This is a genomic window from Streptomyces sp. NPDC053367, assembly GCF_044545925.1.
In the GTDB taxonomy this organism is placed as follows: domain Bacteria; phylum Actinomycetota; class Actinomycetes; order Streptomycetales; family Streptomycetaceae; genus Streptomyces.
This window is the reverse complement of the sequence record NZ_JBITYN010000005.1, coordinates 316642-340344: the sequence shown is the minus strand read 5'-3', so window position 1 is coordinate 340344 and position 23703 is coordinate 316642. Positions and strand designations below refer to the sequence as shown.

Annotated in this window: 18 protein-coding genes; 13 read left to right on the top strand and 5 right to left on the bottom strand. The window is 70.8% G+C overall.

Going from position 1 to position 23703, the window contains the following annotated elements; genetic code table 11:
* The first annotated feature begins 117 nt into the window (after window positions 1-117).
* The 6 genes from ACIGXJ_RS16920 to ACIGXJ_RS16895 all read left to right on the top strand — a co-directional run bounded on the left by ACIGXJ_RS16920 (window position 118) and on the right by ACIGXJ_RS16895 (window position 6806).
* A complete protein-coding gene (locus ACIGXJ_RS16920; protein WP_399645473.1) occupies window positions 118-1347 on the top strand; it encodes a DUF4190 domain-containing protein in 1230 nt (409 codons plus the stop codon).
* Between the two features lie 153 nt (window positions 1348-1500).
* Complete coding sequence (locus ACIGXJ_RS16915) at window positions 1501-2253, top strand: GntR family transcriptional regulator (RefSeq protein WP_399645470.1); 753 nt, start codon at window positions 1501-1503, stop codon at window positions 2251-2253.
* Window positions 2254-2601: 348 nt separating this feature from the next.
* On the top strand, window positions 2602-2796 hold the full coding sequence (locus ACIGXJ_RS16910) for an SPOR domain-containing protein (protein WP_399645468.1): 195 nt from the start codon (window positions 2602-2604) through the stop codon (window positions 2794-2796).
* Between the two features lie 40 nt (window positions 2797-2836).
* Window positions 2837-3253, top strand: coding sequence for a (deoxy)nucleoside triphosphate pyrophosphohydrolase (locus ACIGXJ_RS16905; protein ID WP_399645465.1), 417 nt, complete (start codon window positions 2837-2839; stop codon window positions 3251-3253).
* A 234-nt stretch (window positions 3254-3487) separates the two neighbouring features.
* Window positions 3488-3916 carry an ATP-binding protein gene (locus ACIGXJ_RS16900; protein WP_399645463.1) on the top strand — a complete coding sequence of 143 codons (429 nt, stop codon included), beginning with the start codon at window positions 3488-3490 and terminating at the stop codon, window positions 3914-3916.
* A 280-nt stretch (window positions 3917-4196) separates the two neighbouring features.
* On the top strand, window positions 4197-6806 hold the full coding sequence (locus ACIGXJ_RS16895; RefSeq protein WP_399645460.1) for a SpoIIE family protein phosphatase: 2610 nt from the start codon (window positions 4197-4199) through the stop codon (window positions 6804-6806).
* Window positions 6807-6850: 44 nt separating this feature from the next.
* On the opposite strand, the gene ACIGXJ_RS16890 is transcribed toward ACIGXJ_RS16895, so the two are convergent.
* From ACIGXJ_RS16890 to ACIGXJ_RS16870, 5 genes are all read right to left on the bottom strand, one after another.
* The gene (locus ACIGXJ_RS16890; protein WP_399645458.1) at window positions 6851-8416 is read right to left on the bottom strand and encodes a hypothetical protein; all 1566 of its coding nucleotides are present in this window, start codon (window positions 8414-8416) and stop codon (window positions 6851-6853) included.
* A 211-nt stretch (window positions 8417-8627) separates the two neighbouring features.
* Window positions 8628-9392 (bottom strand): succinate dehydrogenase/fumarate reductase iron-sulfur subunit, encoded by a 765-nt coding sequence (locus ACIGXJ_RS16885; RefSeq protein WP_399645456.1) that lies wholly within the window; start codon window positions 9390-9392, stop codon window positions 8628-8630.
* Complete coding sequence (locus ACIGXJ_RS16880) at window positions 9389-11320, bottom strand: fumarate reductase/succinate dehydrogenase flavoprotein subunit (protein ID WP_399645453.1); 1932 nt, start codon at window positions 11318-11320, stop codon at window positions 9389-9391. Before ACIGXJ_RS16880 ends, ACIGXJ_RS16885 begins: the two co-directional genes overlap by 4 nt.
* The gene (locus ACIGXJ_RS16875) at window positions 11320-12156 is read right to left on the bottom strand and encodes a hypothetical protein (protein ID WP_399645451.1); all 837 of its coding nucleotides are present in this window, start codon (window positions 12154-12156) and stop codon (window positions 11320-11322) included. Before ACIGXJ_RS16875 ends, ACIGXJ_RS16880 begins: the two co-directional genes overlap by 1 nt.
* Before the next feature lie 30 nt (window positions 12157-12186).
* The gene (locus ACIGXJ_RS16870; protein WP_399645449.1) at window positions 12187-12477 is read right to left on the bottom strand and encodes a hypothetical protein; all 291 of its coding nucleotides are present in this window, start codon (window positions 12475-12477) and stop codon (window positions 12187-12189) included.
* Window positions 12478-12784: 307 nt separating this feature from the next.
* On the opposite strand from ACIGXJ_RS16870, the gene ACIGXJ_RS16865 reads away from it, so the two are divergent.
* The 7 genes from ACIGXJ_RS16865 to ACIGXJ_RS16835 all read left to right on the top strand — a co-directional run bounded on the left by ACIGXJ_RS16865 (window position 12785) and on the right by ACIGXJ_RS16835 (window position 23698).
* Complete coding sequence (locus ACIGXJ_RS16865) at window positions 12785-15049, top strand: ABC transporter substrate-binding protein (protein WP_399645446.1); 2265 nt, start codon at window positions 12785-12787, stop codon at window positions 15047-15049.
* Between the two features lie 141 nt (window positions 15050-15190).
* Window positions 15191-17098 carry a translational GTPase TypA gene (gene typA / locus ACIGXJ_RS16860; RefSeq protein ID WP_399645443.1) on the top strand — a complete coding sequence of 636 codons (1908 nt, stop codon included), beginning with the start codon at window positions 15191-15193 and terminating at the stop codon, window positions 17096-17098.
* A gap of 385 nt (window positions 17099-17483) precedes the next feature.
* Window positions 17484-18530 (top strand): ABC transporter permease, encoded by a 1047-nt coding sequence (locus tag ACIGXJ_RS16855; protein ID WP_399645441.1) that lies wholly within the window; start codon window positions 17484-17486, stop codon window positions 18528-18530.
* Window positions 18531-18632: 102 nt separating this feature from the next.
* Entirely contained in the window at window positions 18633-20423 is a 1791-nt protein-coding gene (locus ACIGXJ_RS16850; protein ID WP_399645438.1) for an ABC transporter substrate-binding protein, read from the top strand.
* A gap of 99 nt (window positions 20424-20522) precedes the next feature.
* Window positions 20523-21500, top strand: coding sequence for an ABC transporter permease (locus ACIGXJ_RS16845; protein ID WP_399645436.1), 978 nt, complete (start codon window positions 20523-20525; stop codon window positions 21498-21500).
* 15 nt (window positions 21501-21515) lie between these two features.
* Window positions 21516-22577 carry an ABC transporter ATP-binding protein gene (locus tag ACIGXJ_RS16840; RefSeq protein ID WP_399645433.1) on the top strand — a complete coding sequence of 354 codons (1062 nt, stop codon included), beginning with the start codon at window positions 21516-21518 and terminating at the stop codon, window positions 22575-22577.
* Between the two features lie 14 nt (window positions 22578-22591).
* A complete protein-coding gene (locus ACIGXJ_RS16835; protein ID WP_399645430.1) occupies window positions 22592-23698 on the top strand; it encodes an ABC transporter ATP-binding protein in 1107 nt (368 codons plus the stop codon).
* Window positions 23699-23703 lie beyond the last annotated feature (5 nt).

The following is a 23703-nucleotide window of genomic DNA, read 5'->3' as shown; positions in this document are numbered from 1 at the left end:
CCGGCGGCGCGAGGAACCGCGCGAGCGGCCACTCCCTCCTGCCCGGCGAGCACGGCGGCACCCGTACGATGCGCCCAGCCGTACACAAGTTCCGCCGCCGAACCAGGAGCACGGTCCGTGTCCATACCTCCGCCGCCCGGACCCCAGGGCCCCTACCAGCCGCCGCCCGGACCCCAGGGCCCGTACCAGCCGCCGCCCGGACCCCAGGGCCCGTACCAGCCGCAGGCCCAGGCCCCGTACCACGGGCAGCAGCCGTACCAGCCGTGGCCGCCGTACGGCCAGGGCGGCAGCCCCTCGGTCGACGGGCTCGCCGTCGCGGCCCTGGTGCTGGGCATCGTGTGCCTGCTGCCCGGGATCGGCCTGGTGTTCGGGCTCGTGGCGCTGCGGCAGATCAGGCGGAGCGGCCGGCGCGGGCGGGGCATGGCGATCGCGGGAAGCGTGCTGTCGGCCATCGGTCTGGTGCTGTGGGTGCTGTTCTTCACCACCGGCGCCGCCTCCGACTTCTGGGACGGCGCCAAGGAGGCCGCCCGGGACAACGCTGTCCTCTCGGTGAAGAAGGGCGAGTGCTTCGACACCCTCACCGGCTCCCTGGAGGGCATGGCCTACGACGTCGACGAGGTGCCCTGCTCCGGACGCCACGACGGCGAGGTGTTCGCGGTGGTCCGCCTGCCCGGCGGTGCCTACCCCGGCGAGAGCCGCGTCACCGACATCGCCGACGACAAGTGCTTCGCGCTGGAGAGCGACTACGTCCTGGACTCCTGGGCGCTGCCCGAGAACGTCGACGTGTACTACCTGACCCCGACCGAGGAGAGCTGGGCGCTCGGCGACCGCGAGATCACCTGCGTCTACGGCAACACCGACGCCGAGGGCTCGCTGACCGGCTCGCTGCGCGCCGACGAGACCACCCTCGACGCCGACCAGCTGGCCTACCTGGAGACGGTGCGCGCCCTGGACGCGGTCATCGAGAAGGAGCCCGAGGAGTACCCGGACGAGGACCTGGAGGCCAACACCGGCTGGGCGCGGGACATGGAGGGCGCCCTCGTCGAGCAGGCCGCGGCCCTGCGCGAGCACACCTGGCCGGCGAAGGCGAAAGAGCCCCTGGAGTCCCTCGCCGCCGAACTGGAGGCCGCCGGGGCCCACTTCGGCAGGGCGGCCGAGGCCACCGACCCGGATGTCTTCTTCGAGCACTACGACTCCGGCTACGAGGTCGTCGACGGCCCCGCCACCATCGACGCGCGCGAGGCACTGGGCCTGTCCACGACCCCGCCCGCGGACGACTACGACGACGGGAGCGGGGAAGGCGCCGGGGGCGCCGCGGACGCCGGGGACGGCTCCCTCGACGCGTAGGTGTGATCGCGGCCATAGCGGGGAGGAAGTGCCTGCGTAAAGCCCTCCGGCGGGTCATGTCATCACATCGAGTGATTCTCTGGCCTTTGCTTGCACGGCTCAACCCACGGTTGCCAGGCTGTTGCTGTCTGTACAACCTGATGGGAGCGGCCAGTGACATTCGGTGAGCAGCCGGCCTACCTGCGCGTCGCGGGGGATCTCCGCAAGAAGATCGTCGACGGTTCGCTGCCACCCCACACCCGTCTGCCCTCGCAGGCCCGCATCCGCGAGGAGTACGGCGTCTCGGACACCGTCGCCCTGGAGGCGCGCAAGGTGCTCATGGCCGAGGGCCTGGTCGAGGGCAGGTCCGGCTCCGGCACCTACGTCCGCGAGCGCCCCGTGCCCCGCCGCATCGCCCGCTCCGGCTACCGCCCGGCCGGCGGGGCCACCCCCTTCCGGCAGGAGCAGGCCGACCCGGGCGCGCGCGGCACCTGGGAGTCCAGCAGCCGGCAGGCCGAGGCCGGCCGCGGCATCGCCGAGCGGCTCGCCATCCAGCCCGGCGACCGCGTGATGTGCACCCGCTACGTCTTCCGGGAGGCCGGTGAGCCGATGATGCTCTCCACCTCCTGGGAGCCCCTCGCCGTCACCGGCCGCACTCCCGTGATGCTGCCCGAGGAGGGCCCGCTCGGCGGCATGGGCGTCGTCGAGCGCATGCGCGCCATCGACGTCATCGTGGACAACGTCACCGAGGAGGTCGGCGCCCGCCCCGGCCTCGCCGAGGAACTGCTCGCCCTCGGCGGCGTCCCCGGCCATGTCGTCCTCGTCGTGCAGCGCACCTTCTACGCCTCGGGCCGCCCGGTGGAGACCGCCGACGTCGTCATCCCGGCCGACCGCTACCGGGTCGCGTACCACCTCCCCGTGAAGTAGCGCACACCAGTCCGCACACCCGGTGAAAGGGTGCGCACCGGGGCGGAGTTCGCGGCCGGGTGCGCCCGACGCGCCCCGGTGTGCGCCCCGTTGGGTTTCGGTCGTTCTCGCAGGTCGTCCTGGGTGTGTGCGGTGTGCCGCCGAGCGGGTGCGCCGCAGCGCGCGGGCGGCCCGGTCGCCGTTGTGCGCCCTGCGGTTACTGGCCGGTTGCCCACCGTTCCCCTGCCTCTTTGTGAAAAGCCGTATTCGCTCCGTGAAGGTTGGGCGTAGGCTCGGGCATATGCGGAGTGCGGTTTCCTCAGCGGGCGGGCCGCGGTGTGAACCGCGGACGGGATGTGGAGGGGTGCGATGACCGAAGGCGGCACCATCGCGCTGCCCTGGCTCGTCATACGCCAGGACGACAACGGCAACCGCTACCGCGTGGGGCGTTATGCCACCCGGGCCGAGGCCCAGAAGATCGCCGACAGCCTCGACAGCCGCGGGCACAAGCAGCTCTACTCCGTCGAGCGCATCGGTCAGAACGGCAACGGGTCGCGCAACTGAGCGGGACCGCCCCGGCGTACGCTCCCGTAGGCTCCGGCGCATGAGGGAACAGACCGTGGTCGTCGGAGCGGCCCTGATCGAGGGCGGGCGCCTCCTCGCCGCGCGCCGCAGTGCGCCCCCCGAACTGGCGGGTCGCTGGGAGCTGCCGGGCGGCAAGGTCGAGCCGGGGGAGCCGGCCGAGGCCGCGCTGGCGCGGGAGCTGCGGGAGGAGCTCGGCGTCGAGGCGGAGGTGCTCTCGCGGGTGCCGGGGGAGTTCCCGCTGAGACCGCCGTATGTGCTGCGGGTGTGGACGGCTCGGCTGCTGCCGGGTTCCGGCGAGCCCGAGCCGCTCGAGGATCATGACGCGCTGCGGTGGCTGTCGCCCCGGGAGCTGTGGGACGTCGAGTGGCTTCCGCAGGATGTTCCGGCCGTGCGGGCCGTCGTGGAGACCGGTGTCCTCTCGGAGTCCCGCCGTTAGGGCCTGTCGTCAGGGCCCGCCGTCAGGGCCCGCCGTCAGGACGTGCCGTTCGGGTCATGCCGGCGTCGCGGCGATGTGTGCTCCAGGTTGAGGGTCGTACGAGGTTGCTCGCACAGTTCGCCGCGCCCCTGTGGGGCGCCCCCGTGCGCCGTTTGTGTCACCGTGCGCCTCCTCGGGCGGTAGCGAGGTCGCGATATCGGGTATGTGCCCATTAACCCCCTGAAAACGGACAGGGTGGGCTCGCTCGGCTGGGAAGTGATCGGCGTGATCGACACCGAAGGCGACCGCGCCGAGTGGACCTTCCCGGCGGACCCCGGAGCCGTGCGCACCGCGCGGGCCTGTGTGCGCCGCCAGCTGCACGGCTGGGACCTCGACAGCGTCGGCGACCTCACCGCCCTGCTGGTCAGCGAGCTGGTCACCAACGCGCTGCGGCACGCCACCGGGCCCATCGGGGTCCGCCTGGTGCGCCCCGCCGGGCTCCCCGAGACCCTGCTCGTCGAGGTGTCCGACCCGCTCCCCGACATGCCGCGCGAGCGGGCCGCCCGGCCCGACGACGAGAGCGGCCGTGGCCTGCAGCTGGTGGCCTCCACCTCGCGCCGCTGGGGTACCCGCCCGGGAGAGTCCGGCAAGACGGTGTGGTTCGAACTCGCCGTGCCGCGCTGAGGCGGCCGCGGGACACGGATCCACGGGGGTGGCACGGGTGTACAGCCGGAGCACTTTCCCCGGGCGGCGAACCGGCCGCCGAGAGGTGCTCTTCGATGGGGTTCGACGGCGTGTGCGCTGGTTAGAAGTCTGGAAGTGTTCTCGCAGCAGGGTCCGAAAACCACCTGGACCATGCTGTGATCGTGAACACCGTGTTGTGCGGCCCCGTTGTACTGGATACTGTGGGCAGCCGCCGCCGGTGACCGGTGCCGGGCGCGGTGAGCTGGAGGGGACGGTTCGCGTGAGCGAGATACCAGCGAAGGCCACGGAGTTCGAGGACCCGTCGGACGGCGCCAGGACGGCGCCCGAGGGCGGCCTCGGCGCGGGTGTGCCGGCCGGTGATCCGATGTGGCAGTCCAGTCCGCCCGGCTCGATGTACGACTACATCAAGGTCGCCTCCTTCTCCATCGGTCCCGACGGGCTCGTCGACCAGTGGAGCCTGCGCGCCGAGCAGATCTTCGGCATCCCCGCCGAGCGGGCCGTCGGCATGGACCCCATCGAGACGTTCATCCACCCCGACCGGCGCGAGCGCGGCCAGCGCAAGATGGCCGAGATCCTCGACGGCCGGGAGTGGACCGGGGTGGTCCCCTTCCGGCTGCCGGACGCGCCGGTCGGCACCCGCGGGACCGACGGGCTCGCCGAGGTCTATGTGATGCCGACCCGCACCGAGGAAGGCGCCAAGGCCGCCGTCTGCATCGTCGTGGACGTCCGCGTACTGCGCACCATCGAGACCGACCTCGCCGCCTCGCAGGCGATTTTCGGCCAGTCACCCTTCGGTTTCCTGCTCATCGACACCGACCTCCGGGTCCGCCGCGCCAACCAGCGGTTCGCCTCCATCTTCGGCGGCACCCCCGACGACCACCGCGGCAAGGGCGTCCACGACTATCTGCCGCGCGCCGAGGCCGACCGGGTCTCCGCGACCCTGCGCCGGGTGCTGGAGACCGGCGACTCCATCACCGACATGCACGTCACCGGGTTCGTGCCCGGCTCCGAGGAACGCCGGCACTGGTCGATCAACCTCTACCGGGTGCACAGCGGCAGCGGCCGGCCCATCGGGGTCGCCTGGCTCGGCACCGACATCACCGCCCGGCGCGCCGCCGCCCGCGAGGCCGCCGCCGCCCGCCGCAACCTCGCCCTGCTCAACGAGGCGGGCGCGCGGATCGGCAACTCCCTCGACCTGGAGACCACGGCCCGCGAACTCCTCGACGTCGTCGTCCCCGGCTTCTGCGACCTCGCCACCGTCGACCTCTACCAGGGACTCCTGGCCGGCGACGAGACCCCGCCCGGCTTCGCCGACGGCAGCGCCGAACTGCGCCGCGTCGCCTACGCCAGCGCCGTCTCCGACGCCCCCTTCGACGGGGCCGACAGCCCCGTCGGCGTCGGCGCGGTCCACCACTACTCCTTCAACTCGCCCTGCGCGGACGCCCTGCGCACCGCCCGCCCGCGCGCCGTCCCCGCCGAGGACGGCGGCCTCGTGCAGTCCACGCTGGCCGTGCCGATGGTCGCCCACGACACCGTCGTGGGGCTCGTGCAGTTCTCCCGGACCAAGGGCAGCGAGCCGTTCGGCGACCGGGACCGGGACCTCGCGGTGGAGCTCGCGGCGCGCGCGGCGGTCTGTATCGACAACGCCCGGCTCTACCGGCGTGAGCACGAGCGGGCGCTGATACTGCAACGGTCCCTGCTGCCGCCCGGCGACCCCGTCGCCTCGGGACTGGACATCGCCTGCCGCTACCTGCCCGGCAACGCCTCCACCGGGCGGCCCAGCGAGGTCGGCGGCGACTGGTTCGACGTCATCGAACTGCCCGGCCACCGCACGGCCTTGGTCGTCGGCGACGTGATGGGCCGCGGCCTGCGCGCCGCCGTGGCCATGGGGGAACTGCGCACCGCGGTACGCACCCTGGCCCTGCTGGACCTGGAACCCGCCGAGGTGCTCTCCCAGTTGGACGAGATCGCCCGCGGCCTCGGCGCGCCCGGCGGCGTCCAGCAGGCCACCCGGGCCGCGCGCCGGCCCCGCGAGGCGGACCTGTCCGAGGTGTACCTCGCGACCTGCGTGTACGCCGTCTACGACTCGGTGACCCGGCGCTGCACCTTCGCCAACGCCGGCCATCTGCCACCGGTGCTGGTCGAGCCCGGCGAGGCGGCGCTGATGCTGGACGTGCCGCCGGGCATGCCGCTCGGCGTCGGCGGCGAGCCGTTCGAGGAGGTGGAGGTCGAACTGCCGGAGGGCGCGCTGCTCGCCCTCTACACCGACGGCCTGGTGGAATCCCGCGACCACCCCCTGGACGAGGGACTCCAGGCGTTCGTGGGCGCGCTGACGGACCCCTCCAGCCCCCTGGAGGACGTCTGCGACCACGTCCTCGCCACCCTCGACACCCATCACGGCGAGGACGACATCGCCCTGCTGATGGCCCGTGTCCAGGGCCTGCCCGCCGAGTCCGTGGGCGACTGGACCCTGCCGCGCGAGCCGCGCAGTGTGGGCCGCGCCCGCGAGTACGCCCGCGGACAGCTGCTGTCCTGGGACATGGAGCCGCTCGTCGACACGGCCGAGCTGCTGGTCAGCGAGCTGGTCACCAACGCCCTGCGCTACGGCGAGGGCGAGATCAGGCTCCGTCTGCTCCTCGACCGCACGCTCGTGTGCGAGGTGTGGGACTCCGGCCTCGTCCAGCCACGCCGCCGCCGCGCCCGCGACACCGACGAGGGCGGCCGCGGCCTGCAACTGGTCGGCCTGCTCAGCGCGGCCTGGGGCTCCCGCCGCACACCGCGCGGCAAGACGGTGTGGTTCGAACTGCCGCTTCCCGACGGGGAGAACGGCCCGGTGGACCCGGCGGAGGCCCTGCTCAGCCTGTTCTGAGGGCACTCAGGGCACTCAGGGCCATCAGGGCGCCGCTGGGGTGCTCAGGGCGCGGCCGTGCGGCGGCCCCTGGTGTCCGGGCCGCCGAAGCTCGCGGGTGTGTCGCGTTCGGCCTCCTCGAGCAGGACGCCCCCGAGGAGGGCGCCGCGCCGGCCGCTGCCCGGTGCGTCCGGGCCGGTGTGCGGATGGCCGTGCGTCCGGACGTCCTGCTCGGCGAGCTGCCGCGCCTCGCGGGCCAGTTCGTCGGCGCCGGGCAGGTCGTCGGGGCCGGTGCCCAGCCGCCGCCGGGCCTCCGCGAGCCGGGTGCGGGCCCGCGCGCCCACCGCGCCCCGGTGCGTCGCCACGAACGCGTCCGCGTCCGCGACGGACTCCTGCGCGACCAGCCGCGCCGCCGCCTCCAGCGCCCCGTCCTGCCCGCCCCCGACCGGCATCGCCGCCCGCACGATCCTGCGCAGCGCGTCGAGCGGGTCGTACGCCCCGCCGGCCGTCTCCTCCCGTACGGCGGTCAGCACCAGCTCCAGCCGCAGCAGCCGGGCCCGCACCTCGCCGACCGGCACGTCCACGGCGTCCTCGGCGGAAGCCGTGTCACCGCCGACCTCCTCCGCCTCCGCCAGCGCGGCCGGCACCAGGGCGGCCGCCTCGGTCAGGGCCGTGTCGAGACGGTGCACCGCGTCGAGGAACAGGGCCGCCTGCGCGATCGCGGCCTCGGCGGCGCGCAGATGGGCCGCGGCGCGGGCGGGAGCCTCCAGGTCGGCCGACTGGCGGGCCTGGTTGAGCCGGGTGGTGGCGAACACCAGCCGGTCCTTGGCCTGTTCGGTGTACCCGGTGACCGGGGTCCGGGTGCCCGGCGGGAAGCGGGAGGCCAGCCCGGCGAGCACAGCCTCCGCCGCGGCCGTACGCCCCGCCAGCTCCCGGAACCGGCTCTCCGCCACCTCAAGCGCCCCCGGCAGCCCGTCCCCCTCCAGGTCCCGCAGCGCGTCGAATCCGGCCGCCGCCGCGTCCAGCCGCCGCCCGGCCTCCGCACACCGCCCGGCGATCCCCGCCGGCGCATGCCGTCGCGCCGCCGGATCCTGCGGCACCCCCTCGTCGTACCGCTGCCGGATCCGGAAGGCCGCCGCCAGCTCCTCCCGCGCCTCGGCGACGGCCCGTGCGGCGGGCTCGACGGCCTCCTCGCCCGCCCGCTCCCTCGCCCACCCCAGCTCCTCCTCGCTCGTCCGCACACCGTCGTCCGCGGCGACCAGCGCGCGTCGGCAGCGTTCCTCCAGCTCGGCGGGCGGGGCGGCGGAGGGGCCGGGGGCGGGGCGGGCGGGGACGACGGGCGTGCGGGCGCGGCGGGTCCGGCGTACGTAGGCGTAGGCCGCGAAGGCGCCTGCCGCTCCCACGGCGACCAGCGGCAGGACCAGGTCGGCCGTCGCCGTCTCGTCCTGGCCGGGCTCCTGCGCCACCGCACGAGGGCCGGCCCCGGTGAGCGCGGGCCCGGCGCCGGCCGGCATCGTGGGCAGCACCAGCCAGACCAGTCCCGCCGCGCCACCGAGCACGGTGTGGGCCACGCGCACGGATATGTGGCTCCGGCCCCGCCCGGGCCGCCCGCGGAAGGTGGAAGGCGTCACATTCGGGAGCGTATGGCCGGATTCAGGCCCTCGCTACCGGGGTGCGCCCACCCGTCGCGGGCCGGCACACGCCGGTGAGCACCGCCGGCAGGTCCCGTGCCTGGCACTCGGGCCCTTCGGTGCCCTGCTGTTCATGGGCATGGCGGTGGTCCCGGCGGGCCTGTACCTCCAGGGGCTCGCGCAGCGCGCCCCCTGAGCCCCCTCGCCCGGGTCACCGCCTGCGGATCTTCGAACCCAGCCACACCAGCGGGTCGTACTTGCGGTCCACGGCCCGCTCCTTCAGCGGGATCAGGGCGTTGTCGGTGATCTTGATGCCTTCGGGGCAGACCTCGGTGCAGCACTTGGTGATGTTGCAGTAGCCGAGGCCGTGCTCGTCCTGGGCGGTGCGCTTGCGGTCCACGCCGGCCTCCTCGGCGGCGTCCAGCGGATGCATGTCGAGCTCCGCGATGCGCATGAGGTAGCGCGGCCCCGCGAACGCGGTCTTGTTCTCCTCGTGGTCACGGACCACATGGCAGGTGTCCTGGCACAGGAAGCACTCGATGCACTTGCGGAACTCCTGCGAGCGGTCCACGTCCTCCTGCATCATCCGGTACTCGCCCGGCGCCAGCCCGGCCGGCGGCACGAAGGCCGGGACCTCGCGCGCCTTGGCGTAGTTGAAGCCGACGTCCGTGACCAGGTCCCGGATCACGGGGAACGTCCGCAGCGGCGTGATCGTGATCGTCTCCGCGCGGTCGAACACCGACATCCGGGTCATGCACATCAGCCGCGGCCGCCCGTTGATCTCCGCGGAGCACGAACCGCACTTGCCCGCCTTGCAGTTCCAGCGCACCGCGAGGTCGGGCGCCCGGGTGGCCTGGATGCGGTGGACGATGTCGAGGACGACCTCGCCCTCGTTCACCTCGACCTCGAAGTCCTCGAGGCCGCCGCCGCCCTGGTCGCCCCGCCACACCTTGAACCGGGCCTGGTAGCCGCTCACTCGTACAGCTCCTCTTCGGCGAGGTACTTGACCAGCTCGTCCTTCTCGAAGAGGGCGAGCAGGTCCGGGCGGATGGGCGGGGTCGTCTCACGCTCCAGGGTGATCTGCCCGCGCACCGGATCGGTCGCGGCGAGCCCGCCCGTCGGGTCGGTGAGCCGGCACAGCAGATTGACGTTGCGCCACCGGCGGTCCATGCCGGGGTGGTCCTCGCGGGTGTGCCCGCCGCGGGACTCGGTGCGCTCCAGCGCCGCCCGCGCCACGCACTCGCTGACCAGCAGCATGTTGCGCAGGTCCAGGGCGAGGTGCCAGCCCGGGTTGAACTGCCGGTGCCCCTCGACACCGGCCCGCCGGGCGCGCAGCCTGAGCTCGGCGAGTTTGTCCAGGGCCTGCTCCATCTCGGCCTCGCGGCGGATGATGCCGACCAGGTCGTTCATGGCCTGCTGGAGCTCCTGGTGCAGGGCGTACGGGTTCTCCGGCGGGCCGGTCTCGCCCTCGGTCTCCGCGGAGAACGGCCGCAGCGCCTCCGCCGACGCCGCGTTCACCTCGTCCTCCGAGACCGAGGGGCGCACGGCCTGCCCGGCCGCGTACTCGGCGGCGTGCCAGCCCGCCCGGCGCCCGAACACCAGCAGGTCGGACAGGGAGTTGCCGCCCAGCCGGTTGGAGCCGTGCATCCCGCCGGCCACCTCACCGGCCGCGAACAGCCCCGGCACCCCGCGCGCGGCCGCGGTGTCGGAGTCGACCGCGACACCGCCCATCACGTAGTGGCAGGTGGGCCCGACCTCCATCGCCTCGGCCGTGATGTCGACGTCCGCCAGCTCCTTGAACTGGTGGTACATCGACGGCAGCCGCCGCTTGATCACCTCGGCCGGCATCCGTGTCGACACGTCCAGGAAGACCCCGCCGTGCGGGGAGCCCCGGCCCTCCTTCACCTCGGAGTTGATCGCGCGCGCCACCTCGTCACGGGGGAGCAGCTCGGGCGGACGCCGGTTGTTGTCCGGGTCGTCGTACCAGCGGTCGGCCTCCTCCTCGCTCTGCGCGTACTTCTCCTTGAACACGTCCGGGATGTAGTCGAACATGAACCGCTTGCCGTCGGAGTTGCGCAGCACTCCGCCGTCGCCGCGCACCGACTCGGTGACGAGGATGCCCTTCACCGACGGCGGCCAGACCATCCCGGTCGGGTGGAACTGCACGAACTCCATGTTCAGCAGCGGGGCTCCGGCCAGCAGCGCCAGCGCGTGGCCGTCGCCGGTGTACTCCCAGGAGTTCGACGTCACCTTGAAGGACTTGCCGATGCCGCCGGTGGCGATCACCACCGCGGGCGCCTCGAGGACGAAGAAGCGGCCCGACTCGCGCTCGTAGGCGAAGACCCCCGAGACCCGGCCGCCCTCGTCCTTGAGCACCCGGGTGACCGTGCACTCCTGGAACACCTTCAGCCGCGACTCGTAGTCGCCGGTCTCCCGGTGGTCCTCCTGCTGGAGCGAGACGATCTTCTGCTGGAGCGTGCGGATCAGCTCCAGGCCCGTACGGTCGCCGACGTGCGCGAGGCGCGGGTACTCGTGGCCGCCGAAGTTGCGCTGGGAGATGCGGCCGTCCTTCGTACGGTCGAACAGCGCGCCCCAGGTCTCCAGCTCCCACACCCGGTCCGGGGCCTCCTGCGCGTGCAGCTCGGCCATCCGCCACTGGTTGAGGAACTTGCCCCCGCGCAGGGTGTCGCGGAAGTGGACCTGCCAGGTGTCGTGCTCGTTCGCGTTGGCCATGGCCGCCGCGATGCCGCCCTCGGCCATCACCGTGTGCGCCTTGCCGAACAGCGACTTGCAGATCACCGCCGTACGCGCACCGCGCTCGCGGGCCTCGATCGCGGCCCGCAGTCCGGCGCCGCCCGCACCGACCACGACGACGTCCCACTCCTGGCGGTCCACCACGGGCATCAGAACAACCTCGGATCGTCGAAGGCACCGGACGCGACGAGATACACGTAGAAGTCGGCGAGCGCCACGCTCACCAGGGAGGCCCAGGCCAGCTGCATGTGCCGGGCGTTGAGCCTGCCGACCAGCTGCCACATGCGGTAGCGCACGGGGTGCCGGGAGAAGTGCTTGAGCTTGCCGCCGACGATGTGCCGGCAGGAGTGGCAGGACAGCGTGTACGCCCAGATCAGCACGATGTTGACGACGAACACGAGGGTGCCGAGGCCCATGTGGCCCCACGCGTACGACTCGTCGCGGAAGGCGAGGACGGTGTCGTAGGTGAGGATCCCGGCGACGGGTACGGCCGCGTAGAAGAAGTACCGGTGGACGTTCTGCAGGATCAGCGGGAAGCGGGTCTCACCGGTGTACTTCGCGTGCGGCTCGGCGACCGCGCAGGCGGGCGGGGACGCCCAGAAGCCGCGGTAGTACGCCTTGCGGTAGTAGTAGCAGGTCAGCCGGAAGCCCAGCGGGAAGATCAGGATGATGATCGCGGGGGAGATGCCCCACCAGCTGCCGAACAGCTCCCAGTTGGGGCCGCCGCGCATCGGCGCGCAGTTCTCCGCCAGGCAGGGCGAGTAGAACGGCGAGACGTAGGGCGCGGCGTAGTAGTCGGCGTTGGCGAAGGCCCGCCACGTCGAGTACACGATGAAGGCGAGCAGACCGGCGGCGGTGACGGCGGGCGCCAGCCACCACCGGTCGGTCCGCAGATGCCGGGCGCCGATCGCGGCACGCGTCGCGGACCGCACACCGCCGCCCGGCGGACGGGGTGCTGTACCTGGCGGTTCCGTACCTGTGGCCAAGGCGGGACTCCGTGTCTGACGGTGAGGGGCTCAGGGGGCGCGCCGGTCGCGGGCGCCGAGGCCCTCGTCGTCGATGTCGACCCACAGGCTGTCGTCGTACGGGGTGTCGGGGATGGTGACCAGCTCCGGCTTGCGGGCCTGCCCCTGCGCCGAGGTCGCCTCCCGCAGCAGGGCGACGCTCTCGCGCAGATGCTCGGCGTCGGCGCGGACCCGGCGCATGTCCAGGCCCTTGCTGCCGAGCTGCTGTTCCAGTCGGCCCACCGACCGGGACAGATCGTCGAGACAGCGCTGGACCGACGTCAGTTCGTCGTGCACGGACATGACGTGACCTCTTTTCCATCGGCTGTGCGGCCGGGGGCCTTGCTCTCGATGGTGACGTTCATGCGCCTGCGAGTGTTGCGCGTCACACCGGCGGGTGGGAAGGGATGTGCACCGATTGGCCGAGGCGTACTGGTGCATTCCCCGGTGCGTTGCGCCGCACGGGTGGGCTTGCCGGTCGTCGCCGCCGTGTCGCCCCCTGCCGCTGAACCCTTTCCTCTTCAGTGGCAGCGGATATCCGAAAACATGTGATCAGCTCCAAATACCGCCAAACGTGATCATAACCCGCGGCTTCCGGAGGTAACCAGAGATGTCTCACGTCGGTGTCAGACCACGGGCGGTCATGCGATCGGTCGCCTTCCTCGCCGGGGGTTCCCTCGCGGTCACCCTGCTCGCCGGCTGCGGCTCGTCCGACAAGGCCGGCAAGCCCCTGGCCGGGCAGGACATCGGCCGCGCCGCGCGGGCGCAGATCGCCGACGGCGGCACGCTGCGCTGGGCCGTGGACGCCGTCCCCGAGACGCTCAACACCTTCCAGTCCGACGCCGACGCCACCACCACCCGTATCGCCCAGGCGGTCCTGCCGTCGATGTACCGGCTCGACGCGAGCGGCCGCCCCGAGCGCAACGCCGACTTCCTGGAGTCCGCCCAGGTCGTCGACACCGAGCCCCGTCAGGTCGTGCTGTACAAGCTGAACCAGCAGGCCGTCTGGAGCGACGGCCGGGAGATCGGGGCCGCCGACTTCGCCGCCCAGTGGCGCGCCCTGTCCGGCAAGGACAGCGCCTACTGGACCGCCCGCAACGCCGGCTACGAGCGCATCGAGCGCATCGAGCGCGGGGCCAACGACCTGGAGGTCAAGGTCACCTTCGCCCGGCCCTACGCCGACTGGAAGTCGCTGTTCTCGCCGCTGTACCCCAAGGAGGTCATGGGCACCCCGGACTCCTTCAACGACGGCGCCCGGCGCAAGCTGAAGGTCACCGCGGGACCCTTCTCCCTGAAGAAGGTCGACCGCGTGGACGACGAGGTCACCCTGACCCGCAATCCGCGCTGGTGGGGCGCGCCCCCCAAGCTCGACAAGATCGTCCTTGCGGCCGTGCCGCGCGACGAGCGGGCCGCCGTGCTCGCCGCCGGGAAGATCGACCTGGCCGAGCTCGACCCGGCCGCGGCCGCCCGGGTCGAGGGCGCCGCCAAGGGTTCGGCCGGCCCCCTCGCAGGACCGGGCTCCGGGCGTACGGCGGCCAGGGCGCTGCGCTCCTGGGCCCTCGCCAACGGCTCCGACGAGGAGGCCGCCGAGGACGAGGTGCTCGCCCGCGAGAAGCTGCGCGCGGCCCTCGCCGCAGGGGAGAAGCAGCAGCAGGCCCTGCGCGGCATCGAGGTCCGCAAGTCCCTGGAGCCCGCCTACACCCAGCTCGCCCTCAACGGCTCCGACGGCCCCCTCGCCGACGAGCGGGTCCGCCGGGCGGTGGCCCGGGCCCTGGACCGCGAGGAACTGGCCCGCGTGGTGCTCGGCCCGCTGGGCCTGCCCGCCGTGCCGGTCGGCAGCCACCTCGCGCTGTCCGGGCAGGCCGCCTACGCCGACAACAGCGGCGCCCTCGGCGGCCAGGACACCGAGGAGGCCCAGGCCCTGCTCGCCGACGCCGGCTGGGAGCGGGGCGGCCCGCTGAAGGAGCCGGAGAAGGGCGAGGAGGCGGCCGGGGCGAAGGGCAGGAAGGCCGAGGAGGACAAGGCCGGGGACGAGAAGGCCGAGGGGAAGGCCGAGCACGACAAGGCCGAGCACGACAAGGCCGAGCACGACAAGGCCGAGGACTCCGCGGGCGGCGACGAGGGCACGTACATCGTCGGCGAGGACAACAAGGCCGGGCGGGAGGACCGGGAGCACGGGCGGGACGGGTCGCGCAACCTCGCCCAGGACGGCAAGCAGTACGCCGACGGGCGCCTGAAGCGAGGCGGCGCGCCGGGGGCGTACGCCCCGAAGGGCACGGCGGCTCCCGCGGGCGCCAAGACCGGGCCGCTGGCGAAGGACGGCGAGCCGCTGACCCTGCGGTTCGTGGTGCCGTCCGGGGAGGGTTCGCAGTCGCTGCGGACGGTGGCCGAGCGGATCCGGCGCATGCTCGACCGGGTCGGCATCCGCACGGAGGTCACCAAGGTGTCCGACGAGAGCTACTTCGAGGACCACATCGCGTCCGGGCAGTACGACCTGGCGCTGTACTCCTGGCCGGCGTCCGCCTTCCCGGCGACCGACGGACGGCCGATCTACGCCAAGCCGGTGCCGGCCGCGGACGGCTCGCTGAGCGTGGAGCAGAACTACACGCGCGTCGGCACGGACCAGGTCGACCAGCTCTTCGACCAGGCCGTCGCGACCCTGGACGAGGAGGAGAGCCGGGGGCTGATCCGCAAGGCGGACTCGCGGATCTGGGCCGCTGCCGGATCGATTCCTCTCTACCAGCGGCCCCAGCTGGTGGCGGTCAGGAAGAGCCTCGCCAACGCCGGGGCGTTCGGGTTCCGGACGCCTGTGTACGAGGACATGGGCTTCCTGAAGAAGGGCGTGAAGGTCGCCCCCTCGCCCTCCGGCAGCTGATCATGGAAATGCCCCTGCGGAGGCCGTCCCCCGCAGGGGCACGTACCATGGGGTGAGGCCGTGGCGTGTCCAGCCCGGCAGGGCCCGCGTCACACGGACGTACGCGCGCGCCACCCACACACTCCGGGAGAACGCCTCACTATGGCCACGCGCCACGACATCCGCAACGTCGCCATCGTCGCCCACGTCGACCACGGCAAGACGACCATCGTCGACGGAATGCTGAAGCAGGCCGGTGCCTTCGCCGCCCACCAGCTCGACTCGGTCGACGACCGCATGATGGACTCGAACGACCTGGAGCGTGAGAAGGGCATCACGATCCTCGCCAAGAACACGGCGGTCAAGTACCACCCGAAGGACGGCGGGGACCCGATCACGATCAACATCATCGACACCCCCGGCCACGCCGACTTCGGCGGCGAGGTCGAGCGCGGTCTGTCGATGGTCGACGGTGTCGTGCTGCTGGTGGACGCCTCCGAGGGCCCGCTGCCGCAGACCCGCTTCGTGCTGCGCAAGGCGCTGCAGCAGCGGCTGCCGATCATCCTGTGCATCAACAAGACGGACCGTCCGGACTCCCGGATCGACGAGGTCGTCAACGAGACCTACGACCTGTTCCTCGACCTGGACGCCGACGAGGACCAGATCGAGTTTCCGATCGTCTACGCGTGCGGCCGTGACGGCGTCGCCTCGCTGACCAAGCCGCAGGACGGCACGGTCCCGGCGGACTCCGACAGCCTGGAGCCGTTCTTCTCCACGATCCTGGACACCATCCCCGCCCCGTCCTACGACGAGGACGCCCCGCTCCAGGCCCACGTCACCAACCTCGACGCGGACAACTTCCTCGGCCGTATCGCGCTGCTGCGCGTGCACCAGGGCGAGCTGAAGAAGGGCCAGACCGTCGCGTGGATGAAGCGCGACGGCTCGGTGTCCAACGTCCGCATCTCCGAGCTGATGATGACCGAGGCGCTCACCCGCAAGCCCGCCGAGAAGGCCGGCCCGGGTGACATCTGCGCCGTCGCCGGTATCCCGGACATCATGATCGGCGAGACGCTGGCCGACCCGGAGAACCCGATCGCGCTGCCGCTGATCACGGTCGACGAGCCCGCGATCTCGATGACCATCGGCACCAACACCTCCCCGCTGGTCGGCCGCGGCGGCACCGGCAAGGGCGCCGACGCGAAGGCGGCCGTGAAGGACCGCAAGGTCACCGCCCGCCAGGTCAAGGACCGCCTGGACCGCGAGCTCATCGGCAACGTCTCGCTGCGCGTCCTGGAGACCGACCGCCCCGACGCCTGGGAGGTCCAGGGCCGCGGTGAGCTGGCGCTGGCGATCCTGGTCGAGCAGATGCGCCGCGAGGGCTACGAGCTGACCGTCGGCAAGCCCCAGGTGGTCACCAAGGACGTCGACGGCAAGGTCTACGAGCCGGTCGAGCGCATGACCATCGACGTGCCCGAGGAGCACATGGGCGCCGTCACGCAGCTCATGGGCGTCCGCAAGGGCCGCATGGACAACATGTCGAACCACGGCTCCGGCTGGGTCCGCATGGAGTTCGTCGTGCCCTCGCGCGGTCTGATCGGATTCCGGACGGAGTTCCTGACGCAGACCCGCGGCACGGGTATCGCCCACTCGATCCACGAGGGCCACGAGCCGTGGTTCGGCACCCTGCAGACCCGTAACAACGGCTCGCTGGTCGCCGACCGCGCCGGTGCCGTCACCGCCTTCGCGATGACGAACCTTCAGGAGCGCGGCGTGCTCTTCGTGGAGCCGGGCACCGAGGTGTACGAGGGCATGATCGTCGGCGAGAACTCCCGCTCCGACGACATGGACGTGAACATCACCAAGGAGAAGAAGCTCACCAACATGCGGTCGTCCACGGCCGATGTGGCCGAGTCGATCGTGCCGCCGCGCAAGCTGTCGCTGGAGCAGTCCCTGGAGTTCTGCCGCGACGACGAGTGTGTCGAGGTCACCCCGGAGGCCGTTCGCATCCGCAAGGTGAACCTGGACGCCCGCGAGCGTGCCCGGGCCGCCAGCCGCGCCAAGCACAGCTGACGCCGGCTCGACGCCAGTCCCGCAGGACCCGGTTCTCCGCGAGCGGAGGGCCGGGTCCTCGGCGTGCCCGGCTTGATCTGTTCAAGGCCCGGTCGAACGCCGGTGGAGCGCTGTTCGGATATCGGTGATCCCGCGATCAAGTTTCGGACATGTAAACAAAAATCCCTACCTGAATGTCCGGAATGTCGATTCGCCGTCTCACCTGTCAAGCGCGTCCAGGTGTCAATCTTCGCAATTTTTGCTCAAAAATTTACGGTTAGGGAGATCCCTATGTCTTCCGCCCTTGACGCGCGTTGATGCACTTGGCGAAAGTTCCCCCAAACCACAGAACCTGCCGGTATCTGTGCTGCGCTCAACTCTCCAACCCCCCGGGGGAAGAACACACATGACCAGTCCGACGAAGGCCGAGGGCTCCGGGTCCGCGGTCGCCTTGGACCCTGAGCTCGAGGCGACCTCCGAAGTCGCCGAGGGTGAGAAGAAGCTTGAGGGTCGTTCCCCTGGGCAGTTGATGTGGCAGCGCTTCAAGCGTGACCGTACAGGCATGGTCTGCGCCGGCGTAGTCATTTTCTTCTTCGTCGCCGCCCTCTGTGCCCCGCTGCTGACCGCGCTCAGCGGGACCGACCCCTACACGCTGTACGGCCAGGACCCGACGTACGCGGACAAGCCGATCCTGGACGACTTCGGCCTGCCGCTCGGCTACTTCGGCGGTGTCTCCGCCGACCACTGGTTCGGCGTCGAGCCGCAGTACGGCCGCGACCTGTTCGCGATGCTCATGTTCGGCATGCGCACCTCGCTGTTCATGGCGCTGGGAGTGACCGTGCTGGTGATGGCCACCGGCGTCCTCATCGGCCTGATCGGCGGCTACTTCGGCGGTCGTGTCGACTACTGGCTGGGCCGGATCACGGACTTCTTCCTGTCCTTCCCGTCGCAGCTGTTCTTCATCGCCTTCATGCCCGTCGTGACCGCGTTCTTCGTGGACCCGCGGGAGGAGACGCCCACGTACTTCCGGGCGCTGGCGATCCTGATCGTCCTGTGGGTCCTGGGCTGGATGGGCATGGCCCGTCTCGTCCGGTCCACCGTGCTCTCCCTGCGCGAGCGGGAGTTCGTGGAGGCCGCCAAGGTCGCGGGCGCCTCGCCCTGGCGGATCGTCCGCAAGGAGATCCTGCCGAACATCGTCTCGCCGATCCTGGTGCAGTTCACGTACCAGCTGCCCAGCACGATCCTCACGATCGCGTTCCTGTCCTTCGCAGGCGTCGGTTTCGTGGAACCGACCCCGGACTGGGGACGACTGTTCGCCGCGGGCGCCCGATACACCGAGCAGGACCCGGCGTTCATGTTCTTCCCGGGCACGATGCTGGTGATCTTCATCCTGGCCTTCAACCTCCTCGGAGACTCGGTCCGGGATGCCTTCGACCCCAAGTCCGGGCGGTAACGCGTCCTTTGGTGGGGGGTGGCTGCCGCCCCCGCGTCGGCCTACCAGCCGCGTCAGGCAGTACTCATGGATAACAACCGACAGGTAGGTGCATTCACCGCTATGAAGCTCACCTCGCGCAGAGCGCGTGCCATAGTCGTCGCCATCGCGGCCGGCTCCCTCGCGCTCACCGGCTGCTCGGAGAACAAGGGCACGAGCTCCAACAAGGACTCCAAGAAGGACCAGAAGGAGGCGTCGGCCCAGTCCAAGGCCGTCACCTACGCCGACGCCGCGGCCTCCACCGGCCCGGCCAAGGAGGTCCCGGGGGCCAAGCCTGGCGGCACGATCACCGTCTACCAGGAGTCGGGCCTGTCCCACCTGGACCCGGGTCAGATCTACGTCTCCGACGCCGGCCAGATCTCCAACCTGCTCTTCCGCGGCCTGACCAACTTCGCCGAGGACGGCAAGGGCAACACCTCCGTCGTCGGTGACATCGCCACCGACGCCGGCAAGTCCTCGGACGGCGGCAAGACCTGGACGTACACCCTCAAGGACGGCATCAAGGACCAGAACGGCAACGAGATCACCTCGGCCGACGTCCGCCACACCGTCGAGCGCCAGTTCGCGAAGTTCATCTTCGACGGCCCGACCTACCTCCAGACCTGGCTGGCCGGCCCGGACTACCGCAAGGCGCTCCCGGACGGTGGTTTCGGCAAGAAGCACCTGCCGGACACCATGCTGGAGACCCCGGACGAGAAGACGGTCGTCTTCCACTTCGACAAGCCGCGCCCCGACCTGCCGCAGACGCTGGCCATGGCCGGCTACTCCATCGTGCCGGAGAAGACCGACACCAAGGAGAAGTACGAGAAGGCCCCGGTCGCCCTCGGCCCCTACAAGATCGCCGAGAACAAGGCGGGCAAGTCCCTCAAGCTCGTCAAGAACGAGAACTGGGACCCGAAGACCGACGCCGTCCGTCACCAGTACGTGGACGGCTACGACTTCCAGTTCGGTGTCACCGAGTCGACCCAGACCAAGCGTCTGATCGCCGACCAGGGCGGCGCCAAGAACGCCATCCAGTTCACCGGCTCCGTGGACGCCACGCAGATCCAGGACGTCATCTCCGACCCCGCGGTCAACAAGCGCACGATCAAGGGCTACCAGCCCTACGTCATGCAGCTGACGTTCAACCTGGACCGGGTGAAGAACAAGAAGGTCCGTGACGCGGTCGCCTACGCGGTCAACTCCAAGTCGCTGATCGCCGGTGAGGGCGGCGCCTACGGTGGCGACGTCGCTCCGAACCTGTTCGCGCCGACCCTGCCGGGCTACGAGCCCACCTACGACCCGTTCGGCCGCCTGAAGACGCCGCAGGGCAACATCGCCAAGGCCCAGGAGCTGCTCAAGGGCGTCCCGGACGCCGAGAAGAAGCTCGTCTTCGCCTACTCCAACTCCGAGGCGGGCCAGAAGCGCAAGGTCGCCGTCGAGGACGCCCTGACCAAGGTCGGCTTCGACGTCGTCTCCAAGGAGGTCGACGCGGCGAGCTTCTACGAGCAGATCGGCAAGCTCGCCAACCCGTACGACATCTACATCACCGGCTGGGGCCAGGACTGGCCGTCGGCCGGCACCGTCGTCACCCCGATCTACGACCCGTCCCAGGTCGCTGACGGTTCGTCGAACTACTCGCACCTCAAGGACCCGAAGGTCCAGGACCTGATCAACAAGGCCCTGACCCAGGAGCCCACCGAGGCCGCCAAGACCTGGCGCGAGGCGCACCACTACATCATCGAGAAGATCAACCCGGCTGCTCCGCTGTGGTACACCAAGCAGTTCCAGCTCTACGGCTCGAACATCGGTGGTGCCCGCTACAGCGCCGAGTCGAGCTACATCGACCTCAACAACCTCTTCCTGAAGTCGTAACTCTCTACGGCTGACCGCGGGAGTGCGCGCCAGGTGGAGCGCACTCCCGCGGTTCCGTGAAACCATCCACCGTCTGTCGCAGAGAGCAGCCTTCCCGCCATGCTTCAGTTCATCCTCCGGCGCTTGGTCGGTGCCACCGTCACCCTGTTCCTCATCGGCGCCGCCACGTTCTTCCTCTTCGTCGCAGCGCCGTCCGACTACGCTTCCCTGGCCTGTGGCAAGGACTGCTCCGCGTCCCGACTCGCGGACATCCGCGAGGCCCTGGGCCTCAATCTGCCGATAGCGCAGCAGTTCTGGGACTTCATGTCCGGCATCGTGATGGGCCGTGACTTCCCCACCGGGCACTGCGAGGCCCCGTGCCTCGGCCAGTCGTTCTACTCCGGCGACATGGTCTGGGACACGATCATGGACCGCTTCCCGCTGACGCTGTCGCTGACCGTCGGCTCGATCGTGGTCTTCCTGACGGTCGGTATCGGCGCGGGCATGATCTCCGCCTACAAGCGCGGCTCGATGCTCGACAAGGTCGCCACCGGCACCTCGATGGTGCTCAGCTCCTTCCAGATCTACTTCCTCGGCCCGATCGTGCTGCTGATCTTCGTGTACAGCACCGGCTGGGTGGAGGACCCCACGTACGTGCCGTTCACGGAAGACCCCGCCGGCTGGCTGGCCGGTCTGTGGATCCCGATGATCGTGATGGCCACCATCTTCACCGCGCAGTACACGCGTATGGCGCGCGCCTCCCTCATCGAGCAGCTGGCCGAGGAGCACGTGCGGACCGCCCGGGCCAAGGGCATGTCCAGCAAGTACGTCTTCTACCGCTACGCCTGGCGCGGCTCCCTCATCCCGATCGTCACCGTCCTCGGCATCGACATCAGCTCCCTGCTCGGCGGCGGTGTGGTCACGGAGATCACCTTCTCGCTCCAGGGCATCGGCCGCCTCGCCGTACAGGGCGCCGTCACCAAGGACCTGCCGCTCACCATGGGTGTGATGCTCGTCGGAGCCTTCTTCATCCTGCTCCTGAACATCCTCACCGACATCGCGTACGCCTGGATCGACCCGCGCGTCCGGCTCTCCTAGGAAGAACCAACCACCGTGACCACACTGACCAAGACCGAGGACGCCCCGGCCCCGACCGGGCCCGAGAGCTTCCTCTCGGTCCGTGACCTGCGGGTGCAGTTCTCCACCGAGGACGGCATCGTCAAGGCGGTCGACGGCCTCTCCTTCGACATCGAGCGCGGCAAGACCCTGGGCATCGTCGGCGAGTCCGGCTCCGGCAAGTCCGTCACCAACCTGACGATCCTCGGCCTGCACAACCCCCGCTCCACCACCGTCGACGGCGAGATCGTCCTCGACGGCCAGGAGCTCGTCACCGCCACCGACAAGGAGCTGGAGAAGCTCCGCGGCAACAAGATGGCGATGATCTTCCAGGACCCGCTGACCGCGATGTCCCCGTACTACACGGTGGGCCGGCAGCTGTCCGAGCCGTACATGAAGCACATGGGCGCCTCCAAGAAGGAGGCCAAGGACCGGGCCATCCAGATGCTGGAGAAGGTTGGCATCCCGCAGCCCAAGGTCCGCTTCGACGACTACCCGCACCAGTTCTCCGGCGGTATGCGCCAGCGCGCCATGATCGCCATGGCCCTGATGTGCGACCCCGAGCTGCTGATCGCGGACGAGCCGACCACCGCGCTCGACGTGACCGTGCAGGCCCAGATCCTGGACCTGCTCAAGGACCTCCAGCAGGAGTTCGGCTCCGCGATCATCTTCATCACCCACGACCTGGGCGTCATCGCCAACATGGCCGACGACCTGCTGGTGATGTACGCGGGCCGGGCCGTGGAGCGCGGCACCGTCAAGGAGGTGCTGGGCACGCCCAAGCACCCCTACACCTGGGGCCTGCTCAGCTCGATGCCGCGCCTCGACGGCGACATCCACCAGGAGCTGACGCCGATCCCGGGCACCCCGCCCTCCCTGCTCAACCCGCCGTCCGGCTGCCGTTTCAACCCGCGCTGCGCCTTCACGGACAAGGTGGAGGGCAACCTCTGCACCACGACCCGGCCGCCGCTCGGCGAGGGCCGCGCCGCCGCGTGCCACCTGACGGCCGAGCAGAAGCAGGCCATCTTCATCGACGAGATCCAGCCCCGGCTGCGCTAGGGAGATACGAGATCATGAGCGAGAACCTCACCCTCCCCGCACAGCAGGGCCCCACCGACACCGTCCGGGAGACGCTTCTCGAGGTCAAGGGCCTCACCAAGCACTTCCCGATCTACGGCGGCTTCCCGATCAAGCGGAAGGTCGGTGCGGTCCAGGCCGTCGACGGCGTCGACCTGACCGTCGGCGTCGGCGAGAGCGTCGGCCTGGTCGGCGAGTCCGGCTGCGGCAAGTCGACCACGGGGCGGCTCATCACCCGCCTGATGGAGCCGACGGCCGGCCAGATCACCTACCGGGGCCAGGACATCACCAAGGCCTCCCGCAAGCAGCTGGCGCCGGTGCGGTCCGAGATCCAGATGATCTTCCAGGACCCGTACTCCTCGCTGAACCCGCGGCAGACCGTCGGCACGATCATCAAGTCGCCGATGGAGGTCAACGGGATCAACCCCGAGGGCGGCCGTGAGAAGAAGGTCCGCGAGCTGCTGGAGCTGGTCGGCCTCAACCCCGAGCACTACAACCGCTTCCCGCACGAGTTCTCCGGCGGTCAGCGCCAGCGCATCGGCGTCGCCCGCGCGCTCGCCCTGAACCCGAAGCTGATCGTCGCCGACGAGCCGGTCTCCGCGCTCGACGTGTCGATCCAGGCGCAGGTCGTCAACCTGCTCCAGAAGGTGCAGGAAGAGCTCGGCATCGCGTTCGTCTTCATCGCCCACGACCTGGCGATCGTGCGCCACTTCTCGCAGCGCGTCGCGGTGATGTACCTCGGCAAGGTGGTCGAGGTCGGCGACCGGGACTCCATCTACAACCGCCCGCGTCACCCGTACACCCACGCCCTGCTGTCGGCCGTGCCCGAGGTGGACGTCTCCGACGGCGCCGAGCAGCGCGAGCGCATCCGCCTCGCCGGCGACGTGCCCTCGCCGATCCACCCGCCGTCCGGCTGCCGCTTCCGCACCCGCTGCTGGAAGGCGCAGGACAAGTGCGCCACGGAGGAGCCCCCGCTGGTCCAGATCTCCGGCAACCGTGCGGGCCACCTGACGGCCTGCCACTTCCCGGAGGATCCGACGACCACGCGGGACGAGTCCGTGGTCCTGGACCCGGCTCTGAAGGCCCTGGAGGACTCCGAGTGAGTTCT

Excerpts from the sequence above, each read along its gene's own strand:
- ACIGXJ_RS16910 (WP_399645468.1), top strand. The coding sequence starts at position 2,602 with ATGACCGAAGGCGGCACCATCGCGCTGCCCTGGCTCGTCATACGCCAG.
- ACIGXJ_RS16905 (WP_399645465.1), top strand. The coding sequence starts at position 2,837 with ATGAGGGAACAGACCGTGGTCGTCGGAGCGGCCCTGATCGAGGGCGGG.
- ACIGXJ_RS16880 (WP_399645453.1), bottom strand. The coding sequence starts at position 11,320 with ATGCCCGTGGTGGACCGCCAGGAGTGGGACGTCGTCGTGGTCGGTGCG.
- ACIGXJ_RS16870 (WP_399645449.1), bottom strand. The coding sequence starts at position 12,477 with ATGTCCGTGCACGACGAACTGACGTCGGTCCAGCGCTGTCTCGACGAT.
- ACIGXJ_RS16865 (WP_399645446.1), top strand. The coding sequence starts at position 12,785 with ATGTCTCACGTCGGTGTCAGACCACGGGCGGTCATGCGATCGGTCGCC.
- typA (WP_399645443.1), top strand. The coding sequence starts at position 15,191 with ATGGCCACGCGCCACGACATCCGCAACGTCGCCATCGTCGCCCACGTC.
- ACIGXJ_RS16855 (WP_399645441.1), top strand. The coding sequence starts at position 17,484 with ATGACCAGTCCGACGAAGGCCGAGGGCTCCGGGTCCGCGGTCGCCTTG.
- ACIGXJ_RS16850 (WP_399645438.1), top strand. The coding sequence starts at position 18,633 with ATGAAGCTCACCTCGCGCAGAGCGCGTGCCATAGTCGTCGCCATCGCG.
- ACIGXJ_RS16845 (WP_399645436.1), top strand. The coding sequence starts at position 20,523 with ATGCTTCAGTTCATCCTCCGGCGCTTGGTCGGTGCCACCGTCACCCTG.
- ACIGXJ_RS16835 (WP_399645430.1), top strand. The coding sequence starts at position 22,592 with ATGAGCGAGAACCTCACCCTCCCCGCACAGCAGGGCCCCACCGACACC.